This window comes from Micromonospora sp. ZG13, from assembly GCF_059359355.1.
This window is the reverse complement of record NZ_JCADBQ010000001.1, coordinates 285,212-299,880: the sequence shown is the minus strand read 5'-3', so window position 1 is coordinate 299,880 and position 14,669 is coordinate 285,212. Positions and strand designations below refer to the sequence as shown.

Sequence of the window (14,669 nt, the reverse complement as noted above, 5' to 3'; positions counted from 1 at the left end):
GGCTACGGGGTCAGCAGGCCACGTCGATGCCCCGGGCACGCAGGAACGGCGCGGGATCGATCTGGTTCCACATCTGGCCCTGGTGCACCTCGAAGTGCAGGTGCGGGCCGGTGGAGTCGCCGGTGGACCCCTCCAGGCCGATGGTCTGCCCGGCGTCGACCTTGTCGCCCACGCCCACCTTGGTGGTGCTCAGGTGCGCGTAGTGGGTCAGGTAGCCGTTGCCGTGGTCGACGAAGACGGAGATGCCGTACCCGTCGCCGACGTCGCCGGCCTTGGTGACGGTGCCGCCGAAGGCCGCGCGGACCGGGGTGCCGGCGGGCAGCGCGAAGTCGATGCCGGCGTGCTGCGTGCCCCAGCGTGGGCCGTAGCAGGAGGTGATCGCCGCGCCCTTCATCGGGATCACCCAACTGGGCTTCGGCTTGGTGGTCGCCTTCGGCTTCGGCTTGGCGGTGGTGGCCTTGGGGCGGGGCTTCGCCGAAGGGCTGGCCTTCGTGGGGCTGGGCGTCGGGCTCGCCGAGGGGGTGGCCGGGGCGGTGGTCTCCCGGGCGGCGCGGTCGGCGCGGTCGGCGGCCTGCGCGCGGGCCTGCGGCTCCGCGGCGGCGGCCGGCACGGAGGGCTCGTCGTTCCCGGTGGCCGCGAAGGCGGCTCCGCCGAGACCGAGGCCGGCCAGGGCCGCCGCTGCGATGATCACGCGGGTACGGCTGCCGATCCGCCGCCGGTGCCGGACGGGGGCGTCGGGGGTGTTCTCGTTCCGAATGTCTTCCTGCACGGCGGACCTTCACTGATCGAGGGGGCACTTGACCTCGAAATACTGGTGTCGCCACGCCGCGTGACGGGTAGGGATACGGAGTCGGGGCGGGCCGTGGCGGCCGTCGCCGTCTGTTGCGTGCCCGTTAGGGGTATTCGCGGGCAAAAGTGATCATGCCGGTGAATGGCGCCCGTCACAGTCGTGAGTGTGACGCGGCTTACTTCGGCTAATTGTCGCCAACGAAAAACCGCCCGGATCGACAGATCCGGGCGGTCACCGTGCGATGCGCAGCGTCAGGGCGCGGCTACCTCGCTGTAGTAAGCCTCGACTTGTAGCTGGATGTCCACTCCGCGCTCCTTGAGCCACGGCACCGGGTCGAGCGGCTCACCCTTGACATGCACCTCGAGGTGCAGGTGGGAGCCGTAGGAGTGGCCGGTGTTGCCGACGAGGCCGAGCTGGTCGCCCGCCTTCACCTGCTGCCCCTCCTTCACGCTGAGCGCGGAGGAGTGGCCGTAGATCGCCTCGCTGCCGTCGGCGTGCTGGACGATCACCGTGTAGCCGTAGCCGCCGAACCAGCCGGCCTTGGTGACGGTGCCGCCGTGGATGGCCACGTAGGGCGTGCCCTCGGCGGCGACCAGGTCGACGCCGGTGTGCAGCTTGCCCCAGCGCATGCCGTAGGGGGAGTTGAATTCGTAGCCCTGGAGGGGGAGCAGCCAGACCTCGGACTCGGCGGACTCGTCGGCACCGGCCCGGTCGCTGTCGCGGCTGGCCCGGTTGGCGGAATCGGCGCGGGCCGCGGTGTCCTGGTTGATGGTCGAGGCGGCCTTGAGCTCGTCGAGGACCGACGGGCTGACGCTCTTGGCGTCCGGCAGGGCGCCCGCGCCGATCGCGACGATGCCGGCCCCGACGAACGCGGTGGTGACGACGGCCGCGTAGCGGCTACGCGGGGGGGTGGGTACGCGGCGACGACCGCGATATCGATCGGGCTCAGACGACAGGCGCTGGCGCACGCACACCCTCCGTTGTCGGGGATCCGATGCGGCTTCCTCGACGCCCGTGAGACTCGGGTGAACGTCGCCTGGCCGCGTCGTCACCCGTCCGTGGACCTGATGACAACCGTGGACACGTTAGCCAACCACCAGTCCCGTCACAAGCCGAAGCGCCGAATTGCTACCGCGTTCTGTCCCTTTGCGTCCGTGATTGTCATGGCTCGTACCCCTCGAACGGTGCCCCCCTAACTGCCCGTTCGTCGCGCAGGGTGACCGAACGGCGGAGGTGTCCGGCTTGACGCCGGCCGTTGGCGCGGTCTGCCGCGCCCGCTCCCGCAGAGCTGCGACCGCGCCCGGTTGCCGTGCGGTTCGCCGCCCGGATTTCCCGGGCGGGGCCGGGCGGGTTACCGTTCGTTCAGTGAAGCCGCGGAGCCGGTGAAAGGGATGCGCTGATGAGCTCTCGTGTTCGGGTCGTCGTCGCCAAGCCGGGCCTGGACGGCCACGACCGTGGTGCAAAGGTCGTCGCGCGTGCCCTGCGGGACGCCGGCATGGAGGTCATCTACACCGGCCTGCACCAGACCCCGGAACAGATCGTGGAGACCGCGATCCAGGAGGACGCCGACGCGGTCGGGCTCTCCGTGCTGTCAGGGGCGCACATGACGCTGTTCCGGCGGGTGGTGGAGCTGCTCGGTGAGCGCGACGCCCGCGACATCGTCGTGTTCGGCGGCGGCATCATTCCCGACGCCGACATCCCGGAGTTGCAGCGGATCGGCGTCGCGAAGATCTTCACGCCGGGCGCGACCACCCAGTCGATCGTCGAGTGGGTCCGGCAGAACGTCGCCCAGCCGGTCGCCTGACGGCAGCCGCGGGTCGCCTGACAGCAGTCGCGCAGCCTGCCGTCTGACGGCAGCCGCGGGGCCGGTCGGCCGGAGCCGGACAGGGGGAGGGGCCGGACGCACCCCTCACACGTCCGGCCCCTCTATGCACGATGCCCCGCCGCCACCCCTCGACCGACAGGGCATCGGCCGCTCCCGCCGTCGCGCTGCGATCAGCGCTCCGACACCTGACTCAACGACGCCCCCACGGCGGGGTTACGCACCCCCGGCAACATCGCCCGGACGGCTGAGATCGGGCCGAAGTCGCGAAAAGGCCGCGTGACGCCGCCGAATGTGCATTACCACACAACGCGCACCCGCTCGGTTGCCGGCGGTGTCCACCTCGCTAGGCTGCGCCCAATGGCCTGTTTCAAGTGATGACAGGCGTCAAACTGTTTTCCATAACGCTGGTGGCGGCGCGACGGCGCGCCGCGGAGACGGGACGGGACGCGCAAACGTGGACCTGTACGAGTACCAGGGGCGGGACCTGTTCGAGCGGCACGGCTTGCCCGTGCTCGCCGGCGGCGTCGCCACGACCCCGGAGGAGGCCCGCGCGATCGCCGAACGCCTCGGCGGTCGGGTGGTCGTCAAGGCGCAGGTGAAGGTCGGTGGCCGAGGCAAGGCCGGCGGCGTGAAGCTGGCCGAGGGCGCCGAGGAGACGGTGGCCCGCGCCACCGACATCCTGGGCATGGACATCAAGGGCCACACCGTCCACAAGGTCATGATCACCGTGACCGCGGACGTGGCCGAGGAGTACTACTTCTCCTATCTGCTCGACCGGGCGAACCGCACCTTCCTCTGCATCGCCAGCGTCGCGGGTGGAATGGACATCGAGCAGGTCGCCGCCGAGACCCCGGAGAAGGTCGTCAAGGCTCCGATCGACGCCAACACCGGCGTCGACGAGGCGAAGGCGCGCGAGATCGTCACCGCCGCCAACTTCCCGGCCGAGGTCGCCGACCAGGTCGTCGAGGTCGCCGTGGGGCTGTGGAAGGCCTTCGTCGCCGAGGACGCCACGCTGGTCGAGGTGAACCCGCTGGCCAAGACCGGCGAGGGCAAGCTGCTGCTGCTCGACGCCAAGGTCACCCTCGACGAGAACGCCGCGTTCCGGCACCCGGACCACGAGGCGCTGGTCGACCAGGCCGCCGTGGACCCGCTGGAGCAGGCCGCCAAGGAGAAGGACCTCAACTACGTCAAGCTCGACGGCGAGGTCGGGATCATCGGCAACGGCGCCGGCCTGGTCATGTCGACCCTCGACGTGGTCGCGTACGCCGGTGAGCGGCACGGCGGCGTCAAGCCGGCCAACTTCCTCGACATCGGCGGCGGCGCGAGCGCCGCCGTGATGGCGAACGGGCTGGAGATCGTCCTGTCCGACCCGTCGGTGAGGAGCGTCTTCGTCAACGTCTTCGGCGGCATCACCGCCTGCGACGAGGTCGCCAACGGCATCGTGCAGGCGCTGGCCCTGCTCGAGCAGCGCGGCGAGCAGGTCACCAAGCCGCTGGTCGTCCGCCTCGACGGCAACAACGCCGAGGCCGGCCGGGCGATCCTCGACGGCGCGAACAACCCGCTGGTCCAGCGGGTCGACACGATGGATGGCGCGGCCGAGCGGGCCGCCGAGCTGGCGGCTGCGGGGGTCTGACAATGGCTATCTGGCTGACCAAGGACTCGAAGGTCATCGTCCAGGGGATGACCGGTTCCGAGGGTTCCAAGCACACCCGGCGGATGCTCGCCGCGGGCACCAACGTCGTCGGCGGCGTCAACCCGCGCAAGGCGGGCCAGACGGTCGACTTCGACGGCACCGAGCTGCCGGTCTTCGCCAGCGTCGCGGACGCGATGGCGCAGACCGGTGCCGACGTGACCGTGATCTTCGTACCGCCGCAGTTCACCAAGGGCGCGGTCGTCGAGGCGATCGACGCCGGGATCGATCTGGCCGTGGTGATCACCGAGGGCGTGCCGGTGCACGACACCGCCGCGTTCTGGGCGTACAACGTCGCCAAGGGGGAGCGGACCCGGATCATCGGCCCGAACTGCCCGGGCATCGCCTCGCCGGGCGCCTCCAACGCCGGCATCATCCCGGCCGACATCACCGGCACCGGCCGCATCGGCCTGGTCAGCAAGAGCGGCACGCTGACCTACCAGATGATGTACGAGCTGCGCGACATCGGCTTCTCGACCTGCGTCGGCATCGGCGGTGACCCGATCATCGGCACCACCCACATCGACGCGCTCGCCGCGTTCGAGGCTGACCCCGACACCGACGCGATCGTCATGATCGGTGAGATCGGTGGCGACGCCGAGGAGCGGGCCGCCGAGTTCATCAAGGCGAACGTGACCAAGCCGGTGGTCGGCTACATCGCCGGCTTCACCGCGCCGCCCGGCAAGACCATGGGCCACGCCGGTGCGATCATCTCCGGCTCGGCGGGCACCGCCGACGCCAAGAAGAGCGCGCTGGAGGCCGTCGGCGTCAAGGTCGGCAAGACCCCGACCGAGACCGCCAAGCTCATGCGGGAGATCATGTCCGCGGGCTGAGCCCGACTGACGTACGACCGGAGGGCCGACCGTTCGCGGTCGGCCCTCCGTCGTCGTGGGCCGGTCGGCCTCAGTCGTTGTAGAGCGGGTAGTTGCCGCCGGCCCAGAGGATGCCGCTGCCGACGATGTTCAGTACGCCGAACGCGATCGCCAGGTAGCCGAGCACGGGCGACTGGCCGTAGCGCTTGGCGTCCCGGATCGACAGGTAACCGAAGACGATCCCCAGGATGCCGCAGCACAGCAGGCCGAGGATGATGCCGAGCACGCCCCAGAGCACCGTGCGGTCGCTGCCGGCCGCGGCCGGTGGTGGTGGGGGCGGCGGATACGGAGTGTTCACGACTCTCCTCCGGGCGTCGGTGCCGCGACTCTCGATCGCGTCCCTGCGCCTGACGCTAGACCGGAACGGGGGCCGAAGACGGTGGATCACGGAACTCGTCGCCCCTGGGGGGCGGTATCGGACTGCCACCGCCGGCCCGGCATGCCAGAGTAGACGCGATGTCCTCCGTCACCCCTGATCAGCCCAGCCGTCCCGGCGTCGACGTCGGCCCCGGCGCCCGCCCGGCCGCGCCCGTCGGGCGGGGGCGGCGGGTGCCCGCGCCGCGCGCCGGCGAGCCGCGCCGCAGCCGTGCGCCGCTCGTGGTCGCCGCCGGGGTCGCCGCCGGGTGGGCGGCGCTCACCTCGTGGCTGCCGGTCGCGCTCGTGCTCTGGCTGTTCCAGCTCAGCGAGGGCGCCGCCTCCGTGCCGGGCGCGCTGCGCGCCGGGCTGGCCGGCTCGCTGCTCGGGCACGGCGTCCCGCTGGACACCCCCGCCGGCCCGCTCGGGCTGACCCCGCTGGCGCTGACCGCGCTGGTGCTCTGGCGGCTGACCAGGGCGGGCGTGCACGCCAGCCGGGCCATCGGCGCGCGCGGCGGGCGGTCGCCCCGGCAGGCGCTCCTCGCCGCCGGCGCGGTCGGCGTCGCGTACGCGTTGCTCGGGGTGCTCGGCGCGGTCCTGGCCGGCGCGTCACCGGTGCGCGCCGGGCTGACCCTCGTGGTGCTCGGCACACTCGGGGCCCTCGTCGGCTCGGCCCGGACGACGCACGTGGCCGGCCTGCTCGCCGTGCGCTCCCCGGCGCCGCTGCGCGACGGGATCCGCACCGGGCTGGTGGCCGCGCTGCTGCTCCTCGGCGCGGGGGCCGGTGCGGCGGGGCTCGCCGTTGCCGTCGGGGGCGGCGACGCCGCCGACCTGATCGGGGCCTACCGCACCGGGGTCGCCGGCCAGGCCGGGATCACACTGGTCAGCCTCGCCTACGCGCCCAACGCCGCGATCTGGGCGGTCAGCTACCTGCTCGGTCCGGGCTTCGCCGTCGGCACCGACACCGCGGTACGCACCAGCGAGGTATCCGTGGGGGCGCTGCCGGCCGTACCGCTGCTGGCCGGGCTGCCGCGCGGGCCGGTCGACGGGCTCGGGGCCGGGCTGCTCGCGGTGCCGGTCCTCGCCGGGATGGCCGCGGGTTGGCTGCTCGCCCGCCGGCTGCTCCGGCTCGCCGCCGACGACCGGGCACCGCTGCGCTGGGGGCCGCTGCTCGGGCCGGCGGTGATCGCCGGCCCGGTGGCCGGTCTGCTGCTGGGCGCCGCCGCGGCCGGCTCCGCCGGATCGCTCGGCGGTGGCCGGCTGGCCGAGGTGGGGCCCGTCGCCTGGCAGGTGGCGGCGGTGGCCACCGCGGTCGTCGCCGTCGGGGCACTCCTCGGTGCCGCCGCGACCAGGGTGCTGTCCCGCTCGTCCCGCTGAGGGCCGGCAGACGCCGAGAGCCGGCAGACGCGGAGGGCCCGGCAGGCGCGGCGAGCCGGCAGACGCCGAAGGGGCGCCCCGGACGAGCCGGGACGCCCCTGTCGCATGCCGGTCAGGGCTGGTTGGGCAGCGTCAGACTGAAGCCCAGGAAGACGATCTGGAGCAGGCCGAGCACGACGCCGACGGCGCCGCAGATCATGCCGGCGAGGGCCTGACCGTTGTTGTCGGCCAGCCCCTGGGCGGCCTTCTGCTTGCCCAGCCACCCGGTCACCAGCGCACCGAGACCCAGCGGGATGCCGAGGTAGCAGCAGACCAGCGGGATCGAGGCGATGCCGAGGATCATGGACACCAGGCCGAGGGTGTTCTGCTGCTGCCCCGGCCCCTTCGCGGCGAACCCCGCGTTGGGATACATGGGCGGCGGGTACGCCTGCTGGCCGTAGGGGTCCTGGTACGGCTGCTGCCCGTACGGCTGACCGGACGCCGGCTGGCCGTAGGGCTGGCCGGAGATCGGCTGCCCGTAGGGCTGACCCGACGTGGGCGGCTGCCCGTAGGGGTCCTGCTGGCCGTACGGGTTCTGCTGGCCGTACGGATCCTGCGGCGCGGCGTACGGGTCGTTCGGCTGCCCGGAGGTGGGCTGCTGACCGTACGGCGCCGCCGGCGGCGGGGCGTACGGGTCGTGGTGCGGCGCGGTCGGATCCTGGTGCGGCTGCTGGCCGTACGGATCCTGTCCGGGGTAACCGGGCTGCATGCGACTCCTCGTCCGATCTGTCAGTAGCTGCTGGTGGAGGTGCTGCCGCCCACCACGCCGGCGAGCCCACCGAGCAGGCAGCACACCAGCACGATCACGTACCAGCTGATGCCGACGATGAGCGCCCACTTGGACCACTTCTTCGACTCGGCGGCGGCGGCCTGGGCCCCGGCGTAGTCGCCCTGCTGGAGCAGCGGGTTCACCTTGGAGGCGTTGATGATCGCCGGGATGGCCAGCGGCCAGAAGAGGAAGATGGCGACGATCGACATCGTCATGTTGTTGTTGATCTGCGGCTGCTGCGGCTGGTATCCGGGCTGCATCTCGGCGTACTCCTCATTCCACTCGACACCCTGCGGGGCGTCGGATCACTGACGGGTGCGGGCCGGACGCGCGCCGGGCCCGAGCGACCGGCAGCGTACCTGGTCCGGGCCATTCGCGTCGTCGGTGAATGTCGCAATGCCCAGCGGATGGACCCGGCGGCAGGCCCGATAGGGTGGCCCGGTGACCGAGCCCGCGTCCGTCGCCCGCATCGTCGTCCTCGTCTCCGGCTCCGGGAGCAACCTCCAGGCACTGCTCGACGCCGGCGCCGATCCGGCGTACGGGGCCCGGGTGGTGGCCGTCGGCGCCGACCGGGACGGCATCGCGGGCCTGGACCGGGCCGCCGCGGCCGGGGTGCCGACCTTCGTCGAGCGGGTCGCCGACCACCCCACCCGAGAGGACTGGGACGCGGCGCTGACCGCCCGCGTCGCCGAACACCGGCCCGACCTGGTCGTCTCCGCCGGCTTCCTCAAGCTGGTCGGCCCGCGCTTCCTGGCCGCCTTCGGCGACCGCTACCTCAACACGCACAACACGCTGCTGCCGGCGTTCCCCGGCATCCACGGCCCGCGCGACGCCCTCGCCTACGGCGTGAAGGTCACCGGGGCCACCCTCTTCTTCGTCGACGCCGGCATGGACACCGGCCCGATCGTCGCGCAGGTCGCGGTGCCGGTGCACGACGACGACGACGTCGAGACGCTCACCGAGCGCATCAAGGAAGCCGAGCGGCGCCAGCTCGTCGAGCAGGTGGGCCGCCTGGTCCGCGAAGGTTGGACGATCACCGGAAGAAAGGTCACGGTTCCGTGAGTTCCACTCAGGACGAACGCCGCCCGATCAGGCGGGCGCTGGTCAGCGTCTACGACAAGACCGGCCTGGTCGAGCTGGCCCGGGCGCTGCACGCGGCCGGGGTGGAGATCGTCTCGACCGGCAGCACGGCCTCGGCGATCGCGGGCGCGGACGTGCCGGTGACCCCGGTGGAGACGGTGACCGGCTTCCCGGAGATCCTCGACGGGCGGGTCAAGACGCTGCACCCGAAGGTGCACGGCGGGCTCCTCGCCGACCTGCGCAAGGACACCCACGTCGCCCAGCTCGACGAGCACGGCATCGCCGGTATCGACCTGCTGGTGTCCAACCTCTACCCGTTCCAGGCCACGGTCGCCTCCGGCGCGGGCGTCGAGGAGTGCGTCGAGCAGATCGACATCGGTGGGCCGGCCATGGTCCGGGCCGCCGCCAAGAACCACGCCTCGGTCGCCGTGGTCACCGACCCGGCCGCGTACCCGGCGCTGCTCGCCGCGCTCGACGGGGGCGGCTTCACGCTGGCCCAGCGGCGGGTGCTGGCCGCCCGCGCCTTCGCCGTCATCGCCGAGTACGACGTCGCGGTGGCCGAGTGGTGCGCCACCACGCTGGCGCCCGAGGAGAACGGCTGGCCGGACTTCGCCGGGCTGTCGCTGCGCCGGCAGGCGGTGCTGCGCTACGGCGAGAACCCGCACCAGCCGGCCGCGCTCTACGTCGACCCGGCCAGCCCGGCCGGGCTCGCCCAGGCCGAGCAGCTGCACGGCAAGGAGATGTCCTACAACAACTACGTCGACGCCGACGCGGCGTGGCGGGCGGCCAACGACTTCGCCGACCAGCCGGCCGTGGCGATCATCAAGCACGCCAACCCGTGCGGCATCGCCGTCGGCGCCGACGTGGCCGAGGCGCACCGCAAGGCGCACGCCTGCGACCCGGTGTCCGCGTACGGCGGGGTGATCGCGGTCAACCGGCCGGTCTCGGTCGAGCTGGCCCGGCAGGTCTCGGAGATCTTCACCGAGGTGCTGGTGGCGCCGGGCTTCGACGAGGGTGCGGTGGAGGTCCTCCAGGCGAAGAAGAACATCCGGCTGCTGCACGCGCCGGCCTTCGACCCGCTGCCGGCGGAGTGGCGGCAGGTCACCGGCGGCGTACTGGTGCAGGTGGCCGACCGGATCGACGCCGAGGGCGACGACCCGGCCAACTGGCGACTGGCCACGGGTGAGGCCGCCGACGAGGCGACCCTGCGCGACCTGGCCTTCGCCTGGCGGGCCGTGCGCGCGGTGAAGAGCAACGCGATCCTGCTCGCCAAGGACGGCGCGACCGTCGGCGTCGGCATGGGCCAGGTCAACCGGGTCGACTCGGCGCAGCTCGCGGTCAGCCGCGCCGGCGCGGACCGGGCCCGTGGGGCCGTCTGCGCCTCGGACGCGTTCTTCCCGTTCGCCGACGGCCCGAAGATCCTCATCGACGCCGGCGTACGCGCGATCGTGCAGCCGGGCGGCTCGATCCGCGACGAGGAGGTGATCGCCGCCGCCAAGGAGGCCGGCGTCACCATGTACCTCACCTCCACCCGCCACTTCTTCCACTGAGCCGACCTCCCTCCTTTGTGGATCATGCAGTTGTGGTGCCCCGCGAAAGGGGTGAAGGCGGAATCCGCCCACCACGACTGCATGATCCGGGGGGACAGGGCGGGGTGGGTCAGGGTGCGGGGCGGAGTTCGGCGAAGTGGCAGGCCGAGGGGTGCGGGTCCGCCGCGCGGGGGACAGCGTGGGGCTCCTGGGTCGCGCAGACCTCCTGGGCCTTCCAGCAGCGGGTGCGGAAGTGGCAGCCGCTGGGCGGGTCGGCCGGGCTCGGCACGTCGCCCGTAAGCCTGATCATGGTGCGCTGGTCGCGGGCCTCCGGGTCGGGCACCGGCACGGCCGAGAGCAGCGCCTGCGTGTACGGGTGGGTGGCCCGCTCGTAGATCTCGTCCTCGGTGCCGATCTCCACGATCTTGCCGAGGTACATGACCGCGACCCGGTCCGAGATGTGCCGGACCACCGACAGGTCGTGCGCGATGAAGATGTACGACAGACCGAACTCGTCCTGGAGCTTCTCCAGCAGGTTGATCACCTGCGCCTGGATCGACACGTCCAGGGCGGACACCGGCTCGTCGCATACGATGATCTCGGGCCGCAGGGCGAGCGCCCGGGCGATGCCGATGCGCTGGCGCTGACCGCCGGAGAACTGGTGCGGGTACCGGTTGATGTGCTCCGGGTTCAGGCCGACCAGGTCGAGCAGCTCCCGCACCCGGGTCTGTCGGCTGCCCTTCGGCGCGGCGTCCGGGTGGATCTCGAACGGCTCGCCGATGATGTCGCCGACCGTCATCCGTGGGTTCAGCGAGGTGTACGGGTCCTGCATGACCATCTGCATGTTGCGCCGCAGCCGGCGCAGCTCGGCACCGGAGGCGGAGAACAGGTCCCTGCCCTCCAGGGTGGCCCGCCCGGCGGTCGGCGTCTCCAGCCGCATCAGCAGCCGGGCCAACGTGGACTTGCCGCAGCCCGACTCGCCGACCACCCCGAGGGTCTCGCCCCGGCGCAGCTCGAAGCTGACCCCGTCGACGGCCTTCACGGCGCCGACCTGCCTCTGGAACAGCACGCCCTGCCGGATCGGGAAGTGCTTGACCAGGTCGTCGACGGCGAGGATGGTCTCGCCACGCACCTTGGTCGGGCTAGCGGGCGCTGTCATCACGGACCTCCTGGGCGAAGTGGCACGCGCTGGTCCGGCCGTCGCCCAGCACCAGGTCGTGCGGCACCACGTCGACGCAGACCTGCTGGGCGTACGGGCACCGGGGGTGGAACGGGCAACCGGACGGGATCCGCATGAGGTTGGGCGGCAGCCCCCTGATCGTGGAGAGCTCCTGACCCCGCACGTCGAGGCGCGGGATCGACTCCAGCAACCCCTTCGTGTACGGGTGGGCCGGCGCCCGGTACAGCGAGTGGACGTCGGCGTGCTCGACGATCCGGCCGGCGTACATGACGGCGATCCGGTCCGCGACGCCGGCGACCACGCCGAGGTCGTGCGTGATCAGGATCATCGCCATGTCGAGGTCGCGGCGCAGGTCGGCCAGCAGGTCCATGATCTGGGCCTGCACGGTGACGTCCAGGGCCGTGGTCGGCTCGTCGGCGATGAGCACCTTCGGGTTCATGGCCAGCGCCATCGCGATCATGACGCGCTGCCGCATGCCGCCGGAGAACTGGTGCGGGTAGTCGCCGAGCCGGCTGGCGGCGCCGGGGATCCGTACCAGGTCCATCAGCTCCACGACCCGCGCGTGGGCGGCGGCCTTCGACATCCCCTCGCGCTGGCGCAGCGTCTCGCCGATCTGCCAGCCCACTCCGAAGACCGGGTTCAGCGCGGAGAGGGCGTCCTGGAAGATCATGGCGATTTCCTTGCCGCGCACCTGCCGGCGCTGCTCCTCCGGCAGTTTCAGCAGGTCCCGGCCCCGGTAGCGGATCTCGCCGGAGCGGATCACGGCCGGGGGAGTGTCGAGGATGCCCATGATCGCCTGGGCGGTGACCGACTTGCCCGAGCCCGACTCGCCGAGCACGGCGAGCGTCTCGCCGGGGTCCAGGTGGTACGACACCCCGTTGATCACCTTGGCCACACCCTCGCCGGTGCGGAACTCGACGTGCAGGTCCCGTACGTCCAGCAGGTGGCCGCCCTCGGGCGTGGGGGAGGCCGGCGTGGGCCGGACGGCGGACTGGCTCACGGTTCACGCCTTTCGCCCGCGCCTGCGGGGCTCGCTGCGCTCACTCCTCGCGCTCGCATGGTCTCTGCCTCTCGCTCGTGACGGTGGTGGGCGGGGTCAGCGCAGCTTCGGGTCGAAGGCGTCGCGGATCGCGTCGCCGAGCATGATGAACGCCAGCACGGTCAGCGCCAGGAAGACCGAGGGAACCAGCAGCGGGGTGGCCGACTCGCGCATGTGGACCCGGCCGGCGTCGATGTCGATGCCCCAGGAGATGGTCGGCGCCTTCAGGCCGATGCCCAGGAAGCTGAGCGTGGCCTCGGCGGCGATGAAGGAGCCGAGGGCGATGGTCAGCACCACGATCGCCGGGGCGAGCGCGTTCGGCAGGATGTGCCGCAGCATGATCCGGCCGTTGCCGGCACCGAGCATCCGGGCCGCCGCGACGTAGTCCTGCTCCTTGGCCGTGATCACCGAGGAACGGACGACTCGGGCGGCCGTGGTCCAGCCGAGGACCGCCAGCACGAAGATCACCGCACCGATCCGGACCGCCGAGCTGTCGCTGTTGACCCGCTTGAGCAGGACGATCGCGGCGAGCAGGAGCGGGATGCCGAGGACGATGTCGATCACCCGGGAGAGCACCGCGTCGACCCAGCGGCCGAAGTAGCCGGCCAGCATCCCCACGGCGAGCGCGATCAGGCCGGTGAGCAGCGCGGAGAGCGCGCCGACCAGCAGCGACGCGCGGGCGCCGTACACCGCCCGGGAGTACGTGTCGCAGCCCTGGAAGTCGTACCCGAAGATGGCCCCGCCGGACGGACCGGCGTGCTGGCGGGCCAGCACGCAGTCGCGCGGGTCGTTCGCGGTGAACAGGCCGGGCACGGCGGCCATGGCGGCGACCAGCACCACCAGGGCGAGGCTGACCCAGAAGATCGGTTTGCGGCGCAGGTCGCGCCAGGCGTCGCCGGCCAGGCTGCGGGGCTTCTGCGGTACGCCCACCTGGTTCGGCGCGCCGGGCTCACCCGACGGCCCCCGCCGCGCGGCCTGGTTCTCGCTCGCGGCGACAGTCTCGAAGTCACTCATGCCCGATTCCTTCGGTGCACTGGCTCGGCGCTCCCCGTCGCTGCGCTCCGGGGCGCGCCGAGGTGCGAAACACTGCGCTGCCGATTCGTTCGCTGCGCTCACTCATAGCGGATCCTCGGGTCGAGTACGGCGTACAGGACGTCCACCACCAGGTTGGAGACGAGGTAGACCACGACGAGCACGCTGACGATGCCGACCACCAGCGGGCCGTCCTCGGTGCGGATGCCGCGGAAGAGGTTGAAGCCGACCCCGGGGATGTTGAACACGCCCTCGGTGATGATCGCGCCGCTCATCAGGTTGCCCAGCTCGACGCCGAGGAAGGTGACCACCGGGATGAGCGAGTTGCGCAGCACGTGGACGCTGACGATCCGCCGCTTCACGAGCCCCTTCGACCGGGCGGTGCGGACGTAGTCGGCGCGCAGGTTCTCGGCCACCGACGTCCGGGTCAGCCGCAGCGCGGTGGCCAGCGAGAGCGAGCCGAGCACGATGCCCGGCAGCAGCAGCGCGTACAGGTCCGGGTCGGCGCCGGCGGTGGGCGGGAAGAGCTGCCACTTGACGCCGAGGAGGTACTGCGCCAGCGGGGCGAGCACGATCGTGGGGATGCCGAGCACCAGCAGGGTCAGCAGCAGGGTCGAGTTGTCGAAGATGCTGGCCCGCCGGATGCCGGCGAGGACGCCCGCGGTGACCCCGAAGAGGATGGTGACCGCCATGGCGATTAGCGCCAGCTTGACCGTGACCGGCCAGGCGGCGGCCAGGATGTCGCCGATCGAGCGTCCGGTGAGGGACTGCCCGAGGTCACCCTGGAGCAGGTTCTTGAGGTAGTCGAAGTACCGGTAGAAGAAGCCCCCGACCCCGGTGCGGTCGAGGTGGAACTTCTCCGTCAGGTATGCCCGCTGGGCCGCCGTGACCGGGCGCTCGCCGGCGAGCGCCTGGATGGGATCGCCCTGGCCGGCGAACATCAGCGCGTAGACGATCAGCGTGGTCCCGAAGAACGCGAGGACCATCTGGAGCAGACGCCGCAGGATGAAGCGGAACATACTTGGCAGTCTGGCGGAAAAAGTGCGAAGAGGAAGGCGGGTCGGGCCACCGTACGCCGATGACCCGACCCGTC

The 14,669-nt window shown here is 72.0% G+C and carries 15 protein-coding genes; 6 read left to right on the top strand and 9 right to left on the bottom strand.

The genetic code is table 11. The annotated features are described in order from the left end of the window. Positions 1-10: 10 nt before the first annotated feature. Positions 11-769 carry a M23 family metallopeptidase gene (locus AC5L34_RS01395; RefSeq protein WP_441175581.1) on the bottom strand — a complete coding sequence of 253 codons (759 nt, stop codon included), beginning with the start codon at positions 767-769 and terminating at the stop codon, positions 11-13. A 272-nt stretch (positions 770-1,041) separates the two neighbouring features. Then, positions 1,042-1,758 (bottom strand): M23 family metallopeptidase, encoded by a 717-nt coding sequence (locus AC5L34_RS01390; RefSeq protein ID WP_441175582.1) that lies wholly within the window; start codon positions 1,756-1,758, stop codon positions 1,042-1,044. Positions 1,759-2,189: 431 nt separating this feature from the next. Here AC5L34_RS01390 and icmB point away from each other — a divergent pair, with 431 nt between their 5' ends. The 3 genes from icmB to sucD all read left to right on the top strand — a co-directional run bounded on the left by icmB (position 2,190) and on the right by sucD (position 5,138). Further along, entirely contained in the window at positions 2,190-2,594 is a 405-nt protein-coding gene (icmB, locus tag AC5L34_RS01385) for a coenzyme B12-dependent isobutyryl CoA mutase small subunit (RefSeq protein WP_101412721.1), read from the top strand. A gap of 475 nt (positions 2,595-3,069) precedes the next feature. Further along, entirely contained in the window at positions 3,070-4,248 is a 1,179-nt protein-coding gene (gene sucC, locus AC5L34_RS01380; protein WP_441175583.1) for an ADP-forming succinate--CoA ligase subunit beta, read from the top strand. Between the two features lie 2 nt (positions 4,249-4,250). Then, positions 4,251-5,138, top strand: a complete 888-nt coding sequence (gene sucD / locus AC5L34_RS01375; protein WP_088998458.1) for a succinate--CoA ligase subunit alpha — start codon at positions 4,251-4,253, stop codon at positions 5,136-5,138. Between the two features lie 70 nt (positions 5,139-5,208). Here the strand turns inward: sucD and AC5L34_RS01370 are convergent, their stop codons facing one another. Then, the gene (locus AC5L34_RS01370) at positions 5,209-5,475 is read right to left on the bottom strand and encodes a hypothetical protein (protein ID WP_088998459.1); all 267 of its coding nucleotides are present in this window, start codon (positions 5,473-5,475) and stop codon (positions 5,209-5,211) included. A gap of 158 nt (positions 5,476-5,633) precedes the next feature. Between AC5L34_RS01370 and AC5L34_RS01365 the strand changes: the two genes are divergently transcribed. Then, positions 5,634-6,908 (top strand): cell division protein PerM, encoded by a 1,275-nt coding sequence (locus AC5L34_RS01365; protein ID WP_494823663.1) that lies wholly within the window; start codon positions 5,634-5,636, stop codon positions 6,906-6,908. A gap of 112 nt (positions 6,909-7,020) precedes the next feature. Here the strand turns inward: AC5L34_RS01365 and AC5L34_RS01360 are convergent, their stop codons facing one another. Both AC5L34_RS01360 and AC5L34_RS01355 read right to left on the bottom strand, forming a co-directional pair. Next, positions 7,021-7,656: a DUF4190 domain-containing protein gene (locus AC5L34_RS01360; RefSeq protein ID WP_441175585.1), complete on the bottom strand. Its 636-nt coding sequence runs from the start codon at positions 7,654-7,656 to the stop codon at positions 7,021-7,023. Between the two features lie 20 nt (positions 7,657-7,676). Next, positions 7,677-7,976 carry a CD225/dispanin family protein gene (locus AC5L34_RS01355; RefSeq protein WP_441175586.1) on the bottom strand — a complete coding sequence of 100 codons (300 nt, stop codon included), beginning with the start codon at positions 7,974-7,976 and terminating at the stop codon, positions 7,677-7,679. A 181-nt stretch (positions 7,977-8,157) separates the two neighbouring features. On the opposite strand from AC5L34_RS01355, the gene purN reads away from it, so the two are divergent. Together purN and purH are read left to right on the top strand one after the other, a co-directional pair. Continuing rightward, on the top strand, positions 8,158-8,778 hold the full coding sequence (gene purN / locus AC5L34_RS01350; protein WP_357714131.1) for a phosphoribosylglycinamide formyltransferase: 621 nt from the start codon (positions 8,158-8,160) through the stop codon (positions 8,776-8,778). Beyond that, a complete protein-coding gene (gene purH, locus AC5L34_RS01345; RefSeq protein WP_441175587.1) occupies positions 8,775-10,346 on the top strand; it encodes a bifunctional phosphoribosylaminoimidazolecarboxamide formyltransferase/IMP cyclohydrolase in 1,572 nt (523 codons plus the stop codon). Before purN ends, purH begins: the two co-directional genes overlap by 4 nt. Before the next feature lie 109 nt (positions 10,347-10,455). Here purH and AC5L34_RS01340 read toward each other — a convergent pair whose 3' ends face one another. The 4 genes from AC5L34_RS01340 to AC5L34_RS01325 form a co-directional block, all read right to left on the bottom strand. Continuing rightward, positions 10,456-11,484: an ABC transporter ATP-binding protein gene (locus AC5L34_RS01340; protein WP_441175588.1), complete on the bottom strand. Its 1,029-nt coding sequence runs from the start codon at positions 11,482-11,484 to the stop codon at positions 10,456-10,458. After that, a complete protein-coding gene (locus AC5L34_RS01335; protein ID WP_441175589.1) occupies positions 11,468-12,505 on the bottom strand; it encodes an ABC transporter ATP-binding protein in 1,038 nt (345 codons plus the stop codon). The genes AC5L34_RS01340 and AC5L34_RS01335 overlap by 17 nt, the downstream gene beginning before the upstream one ends. A 96-nt stretch (positions 12,506-12,601) precedes the next feature. Continuing rightward, positions 12,602-13,558 (bottom strand): ABC transporter permease, encoded by a 957-nt coding sequence (locus AC5L34_RS01330; protein WP_441175590.1) that lies wholly within the window; start codon positions 13,556-13,558, stop codon positions 12,602-12,604. A gap of 98 nt (positions 13,559-13,656) precedes the next feature. Then, a complete protein-coding gene (locus AC5L34_RS01325; protein ID WP_088998468.1) occupies positions 13,657-14,595 on the bottom strand; it encodes an ABC transporter permease in 939 nt (312 codons plus the stop codon). Positions 14,596-14,669 lie beyond the last annotated feature (74 nt).

Excerpts from the sequence above, each read along its gene's own strand:
- icmB (WP_101412721.1), top strand. The coding sequence starts at position 2,190 with ATGAGCTCTCGTGTTCGGGTCGTCGTCGCCAAGCCGGGCCTGGACGGC.
- sucD (WP_088998458.1), top strand. The coding sequence starts at position 4,251 with ATGGCTATCTGGCTGACCAAGGACTCGAAGGTCATCGTCCAGGGGATG.
- AC5L34_RS01365 (WP_494823663.1), top strand. The coding sequence starts at position 5,634 with ATGTCCTCCGTCACCCCTGATCAGCCCAGCCGTCCCGGCGTCGACGTC.
- AC5L34_RS01360 (WP_441175585.1), bottom strand. The coding sequence starts at position 7,656 with ATGCAGCCCGGTTACCCCGGACAGGATCCGTACGGCCAGCAGCCGCAC.
- AC5L34_RS01355 (WP_441175586.1), bottom strand. The coding sequence starts at position 7,976 with ATGCAGCCCGGATACCAGCCGCAGCAGCCGCAGATCAACAACAACATG.
- AC5L34_RS01340 (WP_441175588.1), bottom strand. The coding sequence starts at position 11,484 with ATGACAGCGCCCGCTAGCCCGACCAAGGTGCGTGGCGAGACCATCCTC.
- AC5L34_RS01330 (WP_441175590.1), bottom strand. The coding sequence starts at position 13,558 with ATGAGTGACTTCGAGACTGTCGCCGCGAGCGAGAACCAGGCCGCGCGG.
- AC5L34_RS01325 (WP_088998468.1), bottom strand. The coding sequence starts at position 14,595 with ATGTTCCGCTTCATCCTGCGGCGTCTGCTCCAGATGGTCCTCGCGTTC.